The organism is Psychrosphaera haliotis (assembly GCF_039523615.1).
Taxonomy (GTDB): domain Bacteria; phylum Pseudomonadota; class Gammaproteobacteria; order Enterobacterales; family Alteromonadaceae; genus Psychrosphaera; species Psychrosphaera haliotis.
In genome coordinates, this window is record NZ_BAAAFQ010000004.1 from 839,233 (window position 1) to 855,492 (window position 16,260).

Annotated in this window: 17 protein-coding genes; 9 read left to right on the plus strand and 8 right to left on the minus strand. The window is 38.4% G+C overall.

What is annotated here, in order from left to right; translation table 11 throughout:
* The first annotated feature begins 38 nt into the window (after nucleotides 1-38).
* Nucleotides 39-716 (plus strand): hypothetical protein, encoded by a 678-nt coding sequence (locus tag ABD009_RS06340; protein WP_343823675.1) that lies wholly within the window; start codon nucleotides 39-41, stop codon nucleotides 714-716.
* 132 nt (nucleotides 717-848) lie between these two features.
* Here the strand turns inward: ABD009_RS06340 and ABD009_RS06345 are convergent, their stop codons facing one another.
* The 3 genes from ABD009_RS06345 to speA are packed head-to-tail and all read right to left on the minus strand — an operon-like array spanning nucleotide 849 to nucleotide 4,537.
* The gene (locus ABD009_RS06345) at nucleotides 849-1,739 is read right to left on the minus strand and encodes a 1-acylglycerol-3-phosphate O-acyltransferase, YihG family (protein WP_343823677.1); all 891 of its coding nucleotides are present in this window, start codon (nucleotides 1,737-1,739) and stop codon (nucleotides 849-851) included.
* A 9-nt stretch (nucleotides 1,740-1,748) separates the two neighbouring features.
* A complete protein-coding gene (locus tag ABD009_RS06350; RefSeq protein WP_155695924.1) occupies nucleotides 1,749-2,633 on the minus strand; it encodes a 1-acylglycerol-3-phosphate O-acyltransferase, YihG family in 885 nt (294 codons plus the stop codon).
* 11 nt (nucleotides 2,634-2,644) lie between these two features.
* Nucleotides 2,645-4,537 (minus strand): biosynthetic arginine decarboxylase, encoded by a 1,893-nt coding sequence (gene speA, locus ABD009_RS06355; protein WP_343823679.1) that lies wholly within the window; start codon nucleotides 4,535-4,537, stop codon nucleotides 2,645-2,647.
* Between the two features lie 212 nt (nucleotides 4,538-4,749).
* Here speA and speE point away from each other — a divergent pair, with 212 nt between their 5' ends.
* A complete protein-coding gene (gene speE, locus ABD009_RS06360) occupies nucleotides 4,750-5,604 on the plus strand; it encodes a polyamine aminopropyltransferase (protein ID WP_155696099.1) in 855 nt (284 codons plus the stop codon).
* A 221-nt stretch (nucleotides 5,605-5,825) separates the two neighbouring features.
* Here the strand turns inward: speE and ABD009_RS06365 are convergent, their stop codons facing one another.
* Complete coding sequence (locus tag ABD009_RS06365) at nucleotides 5,826-6,122, minus strand: DUF3630 family protein (protein WP_343823681.1); 297 nt, start codon at nucleotides 6,120-6,122, stop codon at nucleotides 5,826-5,828.
* A gap of 178 nt (nucleotides 6,123-6,300) precedes the next feature.
* On the opposite strand from ABD009_RS06365, the gene ABD009_RS06370 reads away from it, so the two are divergent.
* From ABD009_RS06370 to ABD009_RS06400, 7 genes are all read left to right on the plus strand, one after another.
* Nucleotides 6,301-6,843, plus strand: a complete 543-nt coding sequence (locus ABD009_RS06370) for a DUF1285 domain-containing protein (protein ID WP_343823683.1) — start codon at nucleotides 6,301-6,303, stop codon at nucleotides 6,841-6,843.
* A gap of 195 nt (nucleotides 6,844-7,038) precedes the next feature.
* Nucleotides 7,039-8,274, plus strand: coding sequence for a beta-barrel domain-containing protein (locus ABD009_RS06375; RefSeq protein WP_343823685.1), 1,236 nt, complete (start codon nucleotides 7,039-7,041; stop codon nucleotides 8,272-8,274).
* Nucleotides 8,274-10,361, plus strand: coding sequence for a peptidase domain-containing ABC transporter (locus tag ABD009_RS06380; RefSeq protein WP_343823687.1), 2,088 nt, complete (start codon nucleotides 8,274-8,276; stop codon nucleotides 10,359-10,361). The genes ABD009_RS06375 and ABD009_RS06380 overlap by 1 nt, the downstream gene beginning before the upstream one ends.
* A 37-nt stretch (nucleotides 10,362-10,398) precedes the next feature.
* On the plus strand, nucleotides 10,399-10,653 hold the full coding sequence (locus ABD009_RS06385) for a helix-turn-helix domain-containing protein (RefSeq protein WP_230961410.1): 255 nt from the start codon (nucleotides 10,399-10,401) through the stop codon (nucleotides 10,651-10,653).
* A 142-nt stretch (nucleotides 10,654-10,795) separates the two neighbouring features.
* Nucleotides 10,796-12,205 carry a hypothetical protein gene (locus tag ABD009_RS06390; RefSeq protein WP_343823689.1) on the plus strand — a complete coding sequence of 470 codons (1,410 nt, stop codon included), beginning with the start codon at nucleotides 10,796-10,798 and terminating at the stop codon, nucleotides 12,203-12,205.
* A 116-nt stretch (nucleotides 12,206-12,321) separates the two neighbouring features.
* The gene (locus tag ABD009_RS06395) at nucleotides 12,322-12,810 is read left to right on the plus strand and encodes a CPBP family glutamic-type intramembrane protease (protein WP_343823691.1); all 489 of its coding nucleotides are present in this window, start codon (nucleotides 12,322-12,324) and stop codon (nucleotides 12,808-12,810) included.
* 112 nt (nucleotides 12,811-12,922) lie between these two features.
* Nucleotides 12,923-13,093, plus strand: coding sequence for a hypothetical protein (locus ABD009_RS06400; protein WP_343823693.1), 171 nt, complete (start codon nucleotides 12,923-12,925; stop codon nucleotides 13,091-13,093).
* 116 nt (nucleotides 13,094-13,209) lie between these two features.
* On the opposite strand, the gene ABD009_RS06405 is transcribed toward ABD009_RS06400, so the two are convergent.
* The 4 genes from ABD009_RS06405 to aroQ form a co-directional block, all read right to left on the minus strand.
* Nucleotides 13,210-13,521, minus strand: coding sequence for a hypothetical protein (locus ABD009_RS06405; protein WP_343823695.1), 312 nt, complete (start codon nucleotides 13,519-13,521; stop codon nucleotides 13,210-13,212).
* Between the two features lie 148 nt (nucleotides 13,522-13,669).
* The gene (accC, locus tag ABD009_RS06410) at nucleotides 13,670-15,013 is read right to left on the minus strand and encodes an acetyl-CoA carboxylase biotin carboxylase subunit (RefSeq protein WP_155695935.1); all 1,344 of its coding nucleotides are present in this window, start codon (nucleotides 15,011-15,013) and stop codon (nucleotides 13,670-13,672) included.
* 12 nt (nucleotides 15,014-15,025) lie between these two features.
* Nucleotides 15,026-15,478, minus strand: coding sequence for an acetyl-CoA carboxylase biotin carboxyl carrier protein (gene accB, locus ABD009_RS06415; RefSeq protein WP_343823697.1), 453 nt, complete (start codon nucleotides 15,476-15,478; stop codon nucleotides 15,026-15,028).
* A gap of 25 nt (nucleotides 15,479-15,503) precedes the next feature.
* A complete protein-coding gene (gene aroQ, locus ABD009_RS06420; RefSeq protein WP_343823699.1) occupies nucleotides 15,504-15,956 on the minus strand; it encodes a type II 3-dehydroquinate dehydratase in 453 nt (150 codons plus the stop codon).
* Between the last annotated feature and the right edge of the window lie 304 nt (nucleotides 15,957-16,260).

Sequence of the window (16,260 nt, forward strand, 5' to 3'; positions counted from 1 at the left end):
TTTTTTGCTGAACATTTCATATTAATAAAGGATTTACCGTGAAACTTGTTGCTGTATTGATTATCTCTACTCTGCTTTTAGCTTGTACAACGCCAACAACTATCCACTTAAATGTAAAGTATCTTGAGAAAGAGGCACAGCAAAAAATTGTCACTGATCTAAACACTGCAGGGTTTGAAGTTGTGACAAATAAAGTCGATTTCCCTGGCGACAACTTACAATCCACGATTATTTACTCGCCCTTTCTTAAAAATTCAGAATCAGTAAATGACGTAATATCCACCATTAAAAAGCATGACTATAATGTTGTTCAGGTTGATATGTTGGCCAACTCAAATCACTGGTATACCAAAGACTCGATTGGTCTTTACTTGCTTCCTACTGGTTTTAAACCCGCTACACAATCTATTAGCGACAAAATAATTGGTGACTACGTTACCCATGACTGTGAGCAAGACGCGTCACTTTCCGTTAAACAGTCTGGTGAATGGTCGTATCAATATTCAGGCGGTGACGATGCGAAAGGAAACTGGTCAATACTAGACTCTACTTACTTATTTATTGAAAGAGATGAACCTTGGATTAACTTATATTTTAAGTTTAGCTTTAGCCAACAAGCTGACATGTTGGGCTCTGTAAATATTACTAAGCTGAATCCTCTGAACGACTCTAGTTATATAGTTAAATGTGGTTTTATCAAAGGAATTAGACAATAAAAAACCCCAACGCGTATTCAGAGTTGAGGTTTCAGAGTTGAGGTTTTAAATTAAGGTTTCATAGCTAAAGTTTTGCCGTTGAGGTTTTACATTGAGACTTCAAACTTCAACCTGTTAATTATTAACTCTTGATTATTGATTATTTAACTTGGCAATAAGTTTGTCTTTTTTTACCCAAACATCATTTAACCAGCCTTGAAAACGAGCTTTAAATGCATCGTCATTAAAGTAATCACCAACAATTTCGTCGCTAACTTCGTGTACTTCTACTTTAACTTGTACACGCTTTAATTTACCCAACAGCATATCTTGGCCAGGCACAGCATTGTCTGGATAGTTTAATGTAACGTTTAATACACCAGAAAACAGGTGACCCATAGCCGCTAACGTAAATGCAATTCCACCAGCTTTAGGTGGCAATAAGTTATCAAAATCGCTACCACTGCTTACGTGCTTACTTTTAGAAAAACGAGTGCCTTCTACAAAGTTAATGATGGTTGTTGGAATGTATTTAAATTTAGCGCAAGAAGCTTTGGTACTTTCAATATCTTGGCCTTTTTTCTCAGGGTGTTTTTTCAAATAACTGCTGCTAAAGCGTTTCATGAACGGCATGTCCATCGCCCAACAAGCCATACCAATAAACGGCACCCATTTAAGTTCATTTTTTAAGAAAAAACGAGGTGTTGGTAATTGATGTAATGCAACTTGAGCTAAGACTAAAATATCTACCCAACTTACATGATTACAAATTAGTAAGTACCAACTTTTCTTATTAAAATTATCGTCCGACTCTATTTCCCATTTAACTGGGTTTGTGAAGTTTATTGCTAATAAGTTACACAACGCCCAACCACGAAATAAGAAATTATTAATAAAAGCTACGGCTAAAGAAACAGGTTTTAATGGTATAAAAAACTTTACCAAACCAAATAAAAATATAGAGCCGCCTAGTACTATGGTGATACCAAAAAATAGCGGAATTGTGATGAAAATTAAGATCCATCCTGGTAAAAATGACAACATATTAAATCCTTACTGCGTTACTTCTGATTGCTGCTTTAGCTGTAACATGGTTTTTTCTTTTTCTGTCCAAACAACATTGATCCACTGATGCAGTCTCTTTTTGTATTCCGCATCGTTGGCATAATCACCAATCAAATCTTTTGTAATGTCATGAAGGTTTACGTGTAAATACACGTCTTTAAGTCGGCCAGACAGAAAGTGATAAAAGGTAGGGATTTTTTTCCCTGGATAATAGATTGTAACATCAATTACCTTATGAAGCTGTTCACCCATAACGGTTAAAACAAAACCTACACCACCAGCTTTAGGCTTTAGTAAACTCGTGAATGGGCTATTTTGAATAGCATGCTTTTCTGGTGTGAAACGCGTACCTTCAATAAAGTTCATTACCGACACAGGCTTATACTTAAACCGCTCACAGGCTTTTTTAGTTGTTTCTAAGTCCTTGCCTTTAAGGTGTGGATATTTAGCTAAAAAGCTTTTTTTGTAGCGACGCATGAATGGAAAGTCTAACGCCCACCAAGCTAACCCTAATACAGGAACATACAATAATTCTTGCTTTAAGAAAAACTTTAAAAACGGCACTTTGCCGTTAAATACACGTTGAAGAATTAATATATCAGTCCATGACTGATGATTCGCTAAAACCAAATACCACTCTTTTTCAGACAGTGTGGTTTGCCCACTGATATGGATTTTATAGTCACCAAATAGCTTTTGAATACCAGTATTAACAGATACCCAACTGCTTGCACAAAAATCTAGGCCAATAGAAATAAACCGTCTTACTGCGAAAATTGGAATGAGCTTAAACACTGCTAGTAAAATAATTGGAATAAACCAAAAAACAGTATTTACGCAATATAATAAAAATGACAAAAACGCTCTAATCATTATTCCCTCAACTAGTCTTCAAAATAAGTGTAACCAGATAACCCGGCTTGTAGTTCTTCAATAAATTGCTGTGCTTGTTCAGCATCAATACTGGCATTCTCAATTTGTTGCTCATAACTGCTCATCAGCTTTTCACTATCAAATTGAACATGTTGCAATACATCCGCTACATTTTCACCTTTTAAAGATTGTGAAAATTCATACCCTTTTTCATTATCAGGGTTTAACTCAACGTGTACTGAGTCTGTATCGCCAAATAAGTTATGTAAGTCGCCAAGAATTTCTTGATACGCGCCAACCATAAACATACCAATTAGGTAGTCGTTATTATTAGTATAAGGCGGCAATGGTAATGTACTTTCAATACCCGCACCATCAACGTATTGACGTATCTGGCCGTCAGAATCACAGGTGATGTCTTGTATTATTGCGCGGTTTACCAACGGCTTATCTAAGTATTTAATTGGCATGACTGGGAACAACTGCTCTATTCCCCAAACATCTGGTAAAGATTGAAATAACGAGAAGTTAACAAATAACTTATCAGCCAGTTTTTCGTTTATTTCATCTAACACTTCACGGTGTGAACGAGAACGAGGGTCTAACTCCTCTCGTACCATACTTAATATTTTAAAATACAGCTGTTCTACTTTTGCCCAATGCGTAAGGCTAATTAAACCAACAACATACTGTTGGTGGGCATCTGCAAACAAATGAACAGCATCATGAAACGACTCTAACGCGTGGCGTTTGTCGATCATAGAATAAGAACGCCAAAGCTCTGAAATAATCGCTGGGCAATCTTCCGATGGCTCGCTAACCACATCTGGTACCGGTGCTTTTTCTACATCAATAACATCTGTAATCAACATAGCGTGATGCGCCGTCATCGCTCGGCCAGATTCAGTAATAATGTCTGGGTGAGGTAAATCAAATTGCTCACAGGCTTCAACTATTGGATTAATGACATTTTTAGCGTATTCCGCCATTGTGTAATTCATTGAACAGGCACTTCTTGAGCCTGTACCTTCATAATCCACACCTAAACCACCACCCACATCAATAATGGTAATTGGCACGCCCAACTGTCTTAATTCAACGTAATGACGAGCGCATTCACGAATGGCATTGTGAATATCACGAATATTGGCAATTTGAGAACCAATATGAAAATGAACTAAGTTAAGGTGTTCAACTTTTCCAGCTAACGTTAGGCTTTCAACAACTTGCAATACTTGATTGGCAGACAAACCAAATTTACCCTTTTCGCCACCGGTATTTTGCCACTTGCCTTTACCAATTGAATTTAAGCGAATACGAATACCAATTGTTGGCATAGCGCCTATGCTTTGTGCCGCTTCGATTAGCGCTTCCACTTCTGTCATTTTTTCAATAACAACGTGGACCTTGTGGCCTAATGCCTGGCCAATACAGGCCAAACGTAAAAATTCACTGTCTTTGTAGCCGTTACAAACAATGGTTAGTGGTTTTTCAGAAACCCCTAAAATCGCCATTAACTCTGGCTTACTGCCGGCCTCTAAACCTACTTTGTTAGACGGATGTGAAACTAGCTTTTTAACCACTGAAAACTGCTGGTTTACTTTAATAGGATAAACCGCAGTGTACTTGCCTTGATAGTCGCGTTCTTTTTTCGCTTTAGTAAAGGCGCTAACTAATGAGCTTGCTCGATGCGTCAAAATATCAGTAAAGCGAACAAGAATAGGCAAGGTTAAGCCTTCGTCTTTTAACTGATCAGCCAATGTTGCTAAGTTGATCGTTGTTGCGCCAGGTTTGCTTAGGGGATTAACACACAGCTCACCGCTGTCATTAATATCAACATAGCCTTCACTCCAACGCTTAACGTTGTATGTTTTTTTTGCAAACTGCACTGCTGGATTAGCCATTAAGTATCCTCGATAAACAGAGCTCACGGTCGAATCAATAAAGCAAAGGCTCGACGTAAAATAGATTGGGCATTTTAGCCTATATTTAGCTGCAATCAAAAAGTAAAAATTGCGCTAATGGCAATAATCAACGAAAATAATGTCGTAAATATTCGCTTTTAATTGTTTTGGAGACATGAGTGAGCAATCAGCATACATCTACACCGTCGTTAATGAATGACGAATGGTGCAACGAAATTAATAACGGCGCAGCGATTGGTTTAAAAATCAAACGTAAATTGGCCAGCAAACAGTCTGACTTTCAGTTAGTAGAAATTTTTGAAACTGAAGAGTTTGGCAACCTAATGATGTTAGATGGCTGTACTATGGTATCCAGTCGTGAAAACTTCTTGTATCACGAGATGATGAGCCACCCGGCTATGTTTTCCCACGCTAATCCAAAAAATGTTGTCATTATTGGTGGCGGTGATTGCGGCACTTTACGTGAAGTGCTTCGTCATAAAGGTGTAGAAACGGTACATCAAATTGATATCGACAAAGTAGTTACCGACATGGCTGAAGAGTTTTTCCCTGAGCTATGCGAATCAAACAGTGACCCTCGTGCTCACATCATGTTTGATGATGGCATTAAGTACATGGCGGAAGCCGCTGATAACTCTATCGATATTATTATTGTAGATAGTACTGACCCAGTTGGACCTGGCGAAGGTTTATTTAACCATGCCTTTTATAAGAACTGTTTACGTGCCCTGCGCACTGACGGTATTTTTGTTCAGCAAAGTGAGTCACCACTTCTTCACTTGCCGCTACTATTAGACATGCGTCAGGCTATGTTAGATGTTGGTTTTAGTGCGTTACAACACGTTAACTTTCCACAAATGATTTATCCATCGGGTTGGTGGAGTGGCACATTAGCTAAAAAGTCTGGTGAGTTTACTGGCTTTAGAAGCGACGACGCGAAGGCACTCGCAACAGATAAAGCATTGCAATATTACAACGAAGATATGCATGTAGCGTCACAGGCTTTGCCAAACTTTGTAAAGCGCGCGTTTGCTGAACAAAAATAAACACCACCCCAGTAACTGGTAACTGGTAACTGGTAACTGGTAACTGGTAACTGGTAACTGGTAACTGGTAACTGGTAACTGGTAACTGGTAACTGGTAAAAAAGATAATCAAGCGGCTTATTAAATTAGCCGCTTTTTTTTGTGCCTTTTGATGACCGAATTTGGGGTTTCTGAGGCTACTTAGGTTAATGAGGTTTCTGGGATTAATAAGGTGTCTGGGATTACTGAGGCTCAGTCCAAACTGACTGTGAATAATGTTCATAGTGAAGTAAATATCGCTCGCCGTTTAGTTCGTAATCAACTTGATGTCTGTCCATTCCGTAGTCTTCCGCGCGCACTTCTGCCCCTATGTCGGCAATAAACTGAGCTGCAAATTCATTAAAGTCATCCCAGTCAGGCTCTGGCGAAATACTAATATGCGTAATGTTTGTCTCATCGGCCTTTTCCAATGAGTAAGTAAATTTAGCCACCAGTTTGGTTTCCTCGTTATCAAAAATAATAAAAGGTATGGTTCTCATTTACAAAACCTAAACTCGACGATGTAAGGTCAAAATCAAACTTAACACTTAACACTTAACACTTAACACTTAACAATGAACAGAAACTTAGATATTGAATGAAAGTTTAGATAGTGAATAAACCGTATTACCTACGTATACTAAAGTTAGTTTATCATTTTAAAATTAAGCCACCAGCATGGACTTACAAAAACTCACTCAACAACTTGATGATCTTAGTCAGTCACCTCCCTTTGAAAAATGGAACCCGCCGTTTTGTGGTGATATCGACATGGAAATTAAAAAAGATGGCCGTTGGTTTTATATGGGCTCGCCTATTGGCCGTATTAAATTGGTGAAATTATTTGCGTCAGTTTTATTAAAAGAAAACAACGAATACTTCTTAAAAACCCCCGCGGAAAAAATTCGGATTAAAGTAGAAGATGCGCCCTTTGTTATTACAGAGTGGGAAATCAAAAATACTAACGAAGGCGATGCAATACTCGTCACCAGCAACATTGGACAGCAAGTTGTACTTGGCGACCTACACCCATTAATTAATGAAACAAGCGATGATGAGAACGCTGAACCTAAACTCTATGTTGAGCTAAATAGAGGCTTGCGAGCAAGAGTTCATAGAAACGTTTTTTATCAGTGGGTATCGGATCAGGACAGTCCAGTTGTTGAAAAAAACGAACAGCTATTTTTACGTAGTGCACAGCAAAATTTTCTACTCGGGTAGTAGGTTACATACGGTTACCTGTACCTTTTCACCTCATAACTACCTAACAAATAAAATATTTTTTCAAATTTTTCTGTACCAATAAGCGTTTACAAAATTTAATCAAACGGTAATACTCGATGCCAATTAAACGGACTTAAGCATCAATTATAACGATCTCGTTGGACTAGATTTGATGCCATTCAAGGATGAGTAATGGCTTTGTTTCGCAAGCAAGCAATTGAACACCAGCACAGTTATTTGTGGGGAGAAGTCTCACTAACGCAAAGCGTGAGAAATAATACTGTGTTCTATCTCTTTGTATCATTATTCTTCTGTATAGGTATATTTTTAACAGTTGGCGAGTACAACCAAAAAGAAACTGTCACAGGCCTATTAGAACCAAGTACTGGCATTTCTGAAACTCGATCTCCTAGGTCAGGCGTAATAAAACACCTTTATGTTGAAGAAGGCTCATATGTATCCAAAGGTGATCCACTATTTCAAGTCATTAATGACACTTCAATCGTTCCAGGCTTAAGCCATAATCATGTCAGGCTTGCGCATCTAAATAGGAAAAGAGAGATACTTGGCCAGTTGATTTTGAACAAGAACACTTCGCTTAAAAACTACGTAAGTTCTAATAACAGTAAAATAGCCGGTGTAGAGCAAAAATTACTACTACTTAAAGCTGAGGCTATGCTTTTAAGGCAAGAGTTAGCTTTGTCGGAAGCGGAAGCTAATAGACAAAAAGAATTAAGAAAGAAACAATTAACAACTAAAACCAGTGAAAACCATGCAATTGAAAAGTGGCTGTCGGTTAAATATAAAGTAAGTAACAACCGTTTTTCGACACTAGATTTAGAGAGCACACTGGCGTCACTTCATAACAATGAACTTGAGTACTCAAGCACTAACAACGACTATTTATTTGAATTAGAGGCTCAGCTTCTTGGAATTGAAGAGGAAATTACTCAGCAGCAAGTCACCAGTTCAATTGTTGTTGTTGCACAGAGTAATGGCGTTGTATCAAGTTTAAACCTAAAAGTTGGAATGCCAATATCACAGAATGAATATGTGATGAGCATTATCCCAGACAATGACAAGCTCATTGCTAGGCTCTTTATTCCTACCCGAGCTATTGGTTTTGTTTCACCAAAGCAAAATATAATTATTAAACTCGACGCGTTTCCATATCAAAAATATGGTCCCATTTCCGCTTCTCTTACGTCTATTTCTAGCAACGTTTTGCCTGGTAATAAAAGTCACCGAGTACTCTCACTATCAGAGCCAGTTTACAAGTCAATTGCCAAGCTTGATAAACAGTTTATAAAAGTAAATGACCAAGAGATAAATCTTCAGGCAGGTATGCTCTTTTCTGCAGATATTATTATTTCAAAACGCACCTTAGCAGAGTGGCTGTTTGCGCCTATTATTGGAGCATTAAAATAGTGAAACTGATACTGCAAGCTGAAGCCGCTGAATGTGGTTTAGCATCCATTGCCATGGTTGCATCGCATTACAAGATAAATCATTCTTTATATAGTCTTAGAGAACAATTCCCTCAGTCATTAAAAGGGCTTAATTTACAGCAGATAATTGATATATCGTCAGACATTGGTTTTAACTCTAGGCCATTAAAGTTAGATATTGCGGAGCTAACTCAACTTTCTCTACCTTGTATTTTGCACTGGGATTTAAATCACTTTGTTGTTCTTTATAAAGTAACAAAACAAGAAGCGATTATTTTTGATCCCGCAAAAGGAAAAGTAAAATATAGCATTGATGAACTCGCCAAACACTTCACCGGCGTCGCTCTAGAGCTTTCACCTAACACTTCGTTTATAGAAAAAGAACGAAAACCTGTCATTGCATTTCGAGATCTCAACATTACTTTCAAAGGCTTAAAGACGAGCTTCGTACAGCTCTTTGTTTTGTCCCTTATGTTACAAGTTTTTGTATTAGCCATGCCCTATTATATGCAGACTGTTATTGATGACGTTTTAGTAAGCTACGACAGTAACTTGTTAGTTGTTTTAGCGTCTGCGTTCGCTTTTGTTGTCACTTTCAAACATCTATTCTCACTTTTACGCGGGCACTTAATTATTCACTTAGGGACAAGCTTAGGAAGACAATTTACCGAACTACTTTTTAATCATCTGATAAGACTTCCCCTTTCTTACTTTGAAGCACGCCATGTTGCTGACATCGTGTCGAGATTCGGCTCAATTGAGCAAATAAAAAGAATGTTGGCGCATCAATTTGTCGAAGCATGTATCGATGGAATAATGGCGACGCTGACTCTGATTGTTCTTTACTTATACGAACCAACTTTAGCCACTGTGTCCGTCGTAGTTATCATACTTTATCTTGTTTTGAGGTTGGTTTGGTATTCACCTTTTAAAAGAGTATCGGAAGATGTAATTCGATCATCAGCCACCGAACAGGCGCACTTTATGGAGACAATAAGAGGCATACAAAGCATAAAACTAATGGCACTAGAGCCTAGTCGAACAAGCCAATGGTTAAATAAGTTTGTATCCGCTTTAAATAACAGAGTAAAAGTTGAAAAGCTGCAGCTTCATTTTGGACTTATAAATGGTTTTCTATTTGGCATAGAAAACGTGGTTATCATTTATTTAGGAGCAAGCTTAATTATAGATGGCTCAACGTCACCGGCCTTCACACTAGGAATGCTAATGGCGTTTATTTCCTATAAAACACAAGTCACTAGCCGTTTTTCGGCGTTAATAGATACTTACGTCGACTTCAAAATGCTGAGCTTACACTTTTCTAGAATTTCAGATATCGCGCTTTCAAAGAAAAATACAGAGCTTCCAAAGTCAATAAACCACACTTCTAATATCCAAGGCCCTGTGGAAATATGCCAATTGGCGTTTAAATATCCGCAAGCGAATGCGTTTCTTTTTTCTAACCTAAGTTTGTCTATTAAACAGGGAGAATCCATCGCCATTGTTGGAAAGTCTGGCTTAGGTAAATCTACTTTTATGAAAGTCGTCATCGGCTTACTAAAACACTCCGAAGGACATGTTTTATTTAACGGAGACCCATTAGAAAAAGTTGGTTTAAGAGCTTTTAGAACGTCTACCGCAGCTGTGATGCAAAACGACCAACTGTTAACTGGCTCGATTGCTGAAAACATTGCCAACTTCTCCTCAAAAATAGATATGAAAAGAGTTAAAGAGTCCGCTGATATTGCATCAATTCATCAGGATATCTTAGCTATGCCAATGGGTTACGACTCATACATTGGTGAAATGGGCGGTGCTCTATCTGGTGGACAGACGCAACGAATTTTATTGGCTAGAGCCCTATACCGACAACCCAGTATTTTATTTTTAGATGAGGCTACGTCGAATTTAGATGTTGCCACCGAACAAATGATAAACCAAAGGCTAAGTGCCCTTGAGATTACCACCCTTTTTATTGCTCATAGAGTTGAGACGATAAAACAAGCCGATCGTGTAATTGAGCTAACACCAACGTTACTCAAAGATGTTTCACGAGATTACTTTTAACCAAATCCAACACCCAATAAAAACAAGGAAAAAAATGATGTTATTGATTAACCCAGATCATCTTTCAAAGCGAGAAAAGGAAGTTTACTCGCATATCATTCAAGGTAGGAGCCAAAAGGAAATCGCAGACAAACTGTATATTTGCATTAGGACGGTTAAGTTTCATTGTGGAAACATCTATCAGAAGTTGAAGGTGAAAAATAAGATTGATCTTATTAAACAAATAAACCTGATGGAACAAAGTGACATAAAACAAATAAGAATTGCAGAATCTGGACCTAAGTTCAGGTGATTATTGAATATTTTGTTCTATTGTTAATAGTGTTCGGAACATTAAAGCAGTTATAAAAATGTTCCAAACTAGAAGAAGGAGTGGTCATGCTGTCGCTCCTAATTCAATTAACTAAAAATCACTTAGCACTTTAGGAATAGTCATGGAAACGCAATTTTTTGAGGATGGAAATATAGCTACTTTAGGTGTTGAGTCTTTACCTTGTCAGAAGGTATTAACTTACCAACTTAATGGCATAGGCGACTTACCTAAAGTGAAAGTCAAAGATACTTTGCTAGACGCTATATTAGACTCAATTTATTCATCTGTGTTTCATCAAGTATTACCTATTGGTAGCGTAAAAATAAAATCAATTCAGCACCTCAATAAACCGATGAGTTTGGCTGAGGGTTCTAACCAAAGTGGTTATCAAAATCACTTGGCAGTAAAGGTAAAAGAAACATCTTTAAGTATAAAACGATTCATGAAAAACGCGGAACAAGAATCTATGTCTGCAGCTGATAGAAGGCTTGAAGCATTTAAAATAAAGCAGTCATTTTTAGAGATCAATCAGTACTTCCAATCACATGAACGTTTTGTTTTATTTATAAATAGATCGTTAGCGAATTGTGCTCAGCAGTTTGCATTTTGTTTTGTACACCGTATTACCCATGGCAACATAAACAATGATGCACTAAGCATTGAAGGTCGATGGCAAAACAATAATGCCTCTAGCTTTCACAACGACTTTGCGGAGAACAGTTTTACGTCTTCGTCGTTAAATGAACAAAAGGACGTAGCACTTTCCTTGTTCTTAAGATGGGTTTGTTACTACAACTCATTTAACAACACTAAAATCGAAACCTCTGAGTTATCTCAATATTTTTATGCTATTTACAACAAATACTTAGAGTACTATGTGGTATCAGTGTTAGGAGTTAGTCCAGATGAGTTACCACTGAATACCTTAGCAAGAGCCGAGTTAACATCTGGCTTAATAAAGCTATATCAGCACAATCCTTCTGAGTTAGATATTGCTAAGTTTATTACTCAGAGTTTATCGGATATAAAACAGCAAGGGTCGGCATCATACAAATTACTTAACTCGGCAATAACGTCTGAAAATCAACACTACACCCCGTCTAGTATTATTACAAAGTGGGCCATCATAGGGCTGAGAAAAGTCTATTTTAATGCTCTTTTTCAAAACAACAATATCAGGCAATCACTTGCTATTTTCTTATCCAAAAGAAAATTAGACCAGGTTTTAGAGCTATCGAATCACTATGAAGATTGTGCTGCCTGGCTTTTTGAAGCCAAAGATAGTTCGGTTCACACGGTAATTTTCTCAAATAAAAAGTTACTGATTTATTTTGTTCCTGTTACCCAGTCTTATGTTGCCGAGCATTTTGATAAGGGTCACAAATACTCATTCATAGATGCGAAAGAGTTGCTGCTTTATATACAAACGCAACCAAAGTTAGATTTTAACTTACCCGGATTTTTAGCCTGGCGAGGACTAATTTATATGCTTACAGAGCTATTGGAATTGGAGAGAGGCCAGCTTGCATAGACTTGAACGGAACACGCAAGCCGGCAATTAACCGCAATTTTCATTGCACTTAACTTACCAACAATTGTTGGTCCGTACAGTATACATATGAATTTATATTTTAAAGGATCAGTTTTATGGAAAAATTATTAGGCCTAAAACCCGTTGTTCAATGGAGCTATATTGTTGCAACAATTATTGCAACATTAACCACGTTTTCATTGGCTTTGGCAACAATGCAGCTCTTCGATACTAGATCGATAGATTACTTTTCAGAAGTACAAAGGGGAATTACTCAGTTTGGAATGACCGGTTATGTATTTTGGTTAATTCTCGCTGCACCAATCATAGAAGAGTTTCTAACGCGGACAGTTACAGTTCGTATTGGCGAAGCACTATCTGCGCCTGTAGTAGTAATAGGACTGTTCTCTGCTCTTGGTACAACGTCTATTAAGATGTTTACGTTTGGCTCACCAATAATGCATTTTATTATAGGAATAGTGCTATTTGCTTTGTACATGAAGCATCGATCTTTACCAACAAACATCTTTTATTCGAGTTTACTTAATGCATTAGCATTAATAATTCTATTCACTTTTAGTCAAATACCTAGCCCTGCAATGTAGTGCAGGTATAACAATGGCAGCTTGTTTTGACTTGAACGGAACAGCAAGTTGCTTTTAACCTCGCCAATAATGGCAAACTTAACTACCGACATATGTCGATAAGGAAATAAAAATGAAAACATTATCAAATAAAGAAGTATCTCAAGTAACGGGTGGAATTTGGGTAGGCGCTATTATTTTAGTTTACGAAGAGTTATTTATCTCTGCATTAAAAGACATGTTTAGAGGTGGTCTAGAGGGTCTTGGTAGATTAGAAAATCGCCCAACAGGCACTCGTCCTTAATATTTAACCCCAGTCGTTAAGTAATTTAAAACAAGCAGAATTTTGCGGTTGCTTGTTTGTTCTTTCTTTTACATTTCTACATTTCTACATTTCTACATTTCTACATTTCTACATTTCTACAAAAGCTTAGCTATCGCCTCATAAATTTCAGCAGCTCTTGCTGGCGATAAATTACCTCTAATATCCCCTTTCCCTAACGTACTTGTGACTCGTATTTGCTCTTTGGCTATGTGGACGGGCGGTTGTGCTGCTGCGGCTTGTTGGCCAGCGGAGATGCTTTGTTGGTTGTCTAAGTTAGCGGCGGTTGGTATTTGTGTGGCACGATCTATTACGTTGGCGGAATCAGTGCGTCCGACATTGTTTGACCTTTGAACGCGGGTTTGTTCTATGCCCACTGTGACGGGTGTGGTTAACCCGAACTCTGCCATTTATACATCTCCAACTTTCGCTAGTGATGATTTAATTATAGTTAAAGAAATAAAAAAACCGAGCAAATGCCCGGCTTTTACTAGTGATTTTTTTAGACTTTGTGTTTTAAAACTGACTTTTTAAAACAACTACAATCAGTTACAAGCCTTAGCTCATCCCTAATTTCTTTTCTAAATAGTGGATATTAGTTCCACCATTTTGGAAGTGCTCATCGGCCATGATGTCTTGCTGCAGAGGTACGTTTGTTTTAATACCGTCAATTAGCAATTCATTAAGTGCGTGTTCCATACGCTTGATAGCAATACCGCGGTTTTCACCGTAAGTAATTAGCTTACCAATCATTGAGTCATAGTTTGGTGGCACTTTATAATTTGTATAAATGTGAGAGTCCCAACGAACGCCTAAACCGCCTGGTGAGTGGAATCGTTTGATTTCACCTGCACAAGGAATGAAGGTTTCAGGATCTTCTGCATTAATACGACATTCAATGGCATGACCACGAATTTGAATATCATCTTGCGTAAATGACAACGGTTGACCTGCAGCAATGCGTAATTGCTCTTTAATTAAGTCTACGCCCGTTACCATTTCTGTTACTGGATGCTCTACCTGAATACGAGTATTCATTTCGATAAAGTAAAATTCACCGTTTTCATACAAGAATTCAAACGTACCCGCACCGCGATAACCAATTTCAATACAAGCTCTAACACAGCGACCACCTATAAACTTACGAAGTTCAGGTGTAATACCTGGTGCTGGCGCTTCTTCAACAACTTTTTGGTGACGACGCTGCATTGAACAGTCACGCTCACCTAAATGGATTGCATTGCCTTGGCCATCAGCCAAAACTTGTACTTCAATATGACGTGGGTTTTCTAGGAATTTTTCCATGTAAACAACGTCATTATTAAAGGCTGCACCCGCTTCCGCTTTAGTCATCTTAATAGATTCAACTAAATCTTCTTCTTTTCGAACCACGCGCATACCACGACCGCCGCCGCCGCCTGCTGCTTTAACAATTAGTGGGTAACCAATTCTGCGTGCAATGGCTCTGTTGGTATCGGCATCGTCGCCTAATTCACCGTCTGAACCAGGTACACAAGGCACGCCTGCTTTTTTCATTGCTTCAATGGCAGAAACTTTATCGCCCATTAGACGAATGGTATCGCCCGTTGGCCCAATGAATATCAAACCACTTTGCTCAACTTGGTCAGCAAAGTCAGCATTTTCTGCTAAAAAACCATAACCAGGGTGAATAGCCACGGCATCTGTTACTTCAGCCGCTGCAATAATTCTAGGAATATTAAGATAACTATCCATCGCAGATGGCTTACCAATACAAATGGTTTCGTCTGCAAGAAGAACGTGCTTTAAGTTTCTGTCCGCTGTTGAGTGTACCGCAACGGTTTTGATGCCTAATTCTTTACAGGCACGCAAAATACGTAGGGCAATCTCACCGCGATTCGCGATGACAACTTTATCAATCATGATCAGCCCTTATTATTCAATGATGAATAGTGGTTGTTCAAATTCTACTGGGTCTTCGTTATCAACAAGGATTGCTTTAACAACACCCGCTTTGTCTGATTCAATTTGGTTCATCATTTTCATTGCTTCAATAATACAAAGTGTATCGCCAACTTGAACTGACTGGCCTACTTCAACAAATGAAGGAGAAGAAGGTGATGATGCACGGTAGAAAGTACCTACCATTGGAGAAACAACCTGATGACCTGATGCAACTGGAGCTGCTTCAGGTGCTGCTGCCGCCGGAGCTGCTGCTGGTGCTGCCTGAGGAGCTTGTGCTGGCGCAGGAGCATAATGCATTGGCGCTGCTACTTGCACAGGTGTACCAGAGATACGGATTGACTCATCACCTTGAGTGATTTCAATTTCGCCAACGCCAGACTCTTTCACCATGTCGATCAGTGTTCTTATTTTACGAATGTCCATTTTTTCACCTATTAATCTTTAAAATTTATTTATTGTTAGTAATCGTCTTAACCGCTTGGTTAAGCGCGTATTGATATCCCTGCGGACCTAAGCCGCAAATCACACCAACCGCTATATCTGATAAGTAGGAATGTTGTCTAAAAGGCTCTCGTGCATGTACGTTAGATAAGTGAACTTCGATAAATGGAATATCCACTGCTAATAGCGCATCTCTGATGGCAACACTGGTATGCGTGAAAGCGGCGGGATTAATAATGATAAAATCAACTTTCCCCTGCGCTTGCTGAATTGCATCTACCAATACACCTTCGTGATTTGACTGTACATGCGAAATGGCAACCAGTTCCTTTGACGCTTCATGCGTTAGTGACGCAACAATGTCGTTTAACGTAGCATTGCCGTAAATGTTTGTTTCTCTGCTACCTAACATATTTAAGTTAGGGCCATTGATCACTAAAACTGTTCCAATTGTTGACATCTTGTCGCCTTCTATACTCATTTCTACCTCTTCTCGAGATCTGACTAACTTTTATGGTGAAAACCATATAAAACTACAGTTCCGGAAGAATTAAAAGCCATTATAGAGAAATAAACACAATTAACAGCAAAATACTGGTCTAATGACCGACGTTAGCCGAGCTGATGGGCTTGTAGGCCTTTGTTTGAAGCGTTTTACAAAGCAAGTTGGAAGAATTCAAGTAACGAATTAGACGCCTATTAACCAAAATAGTTCTATTTGGAGTGCCCTGTGGGCAGAAAAAAGCCCCACTTTAATCAATAAA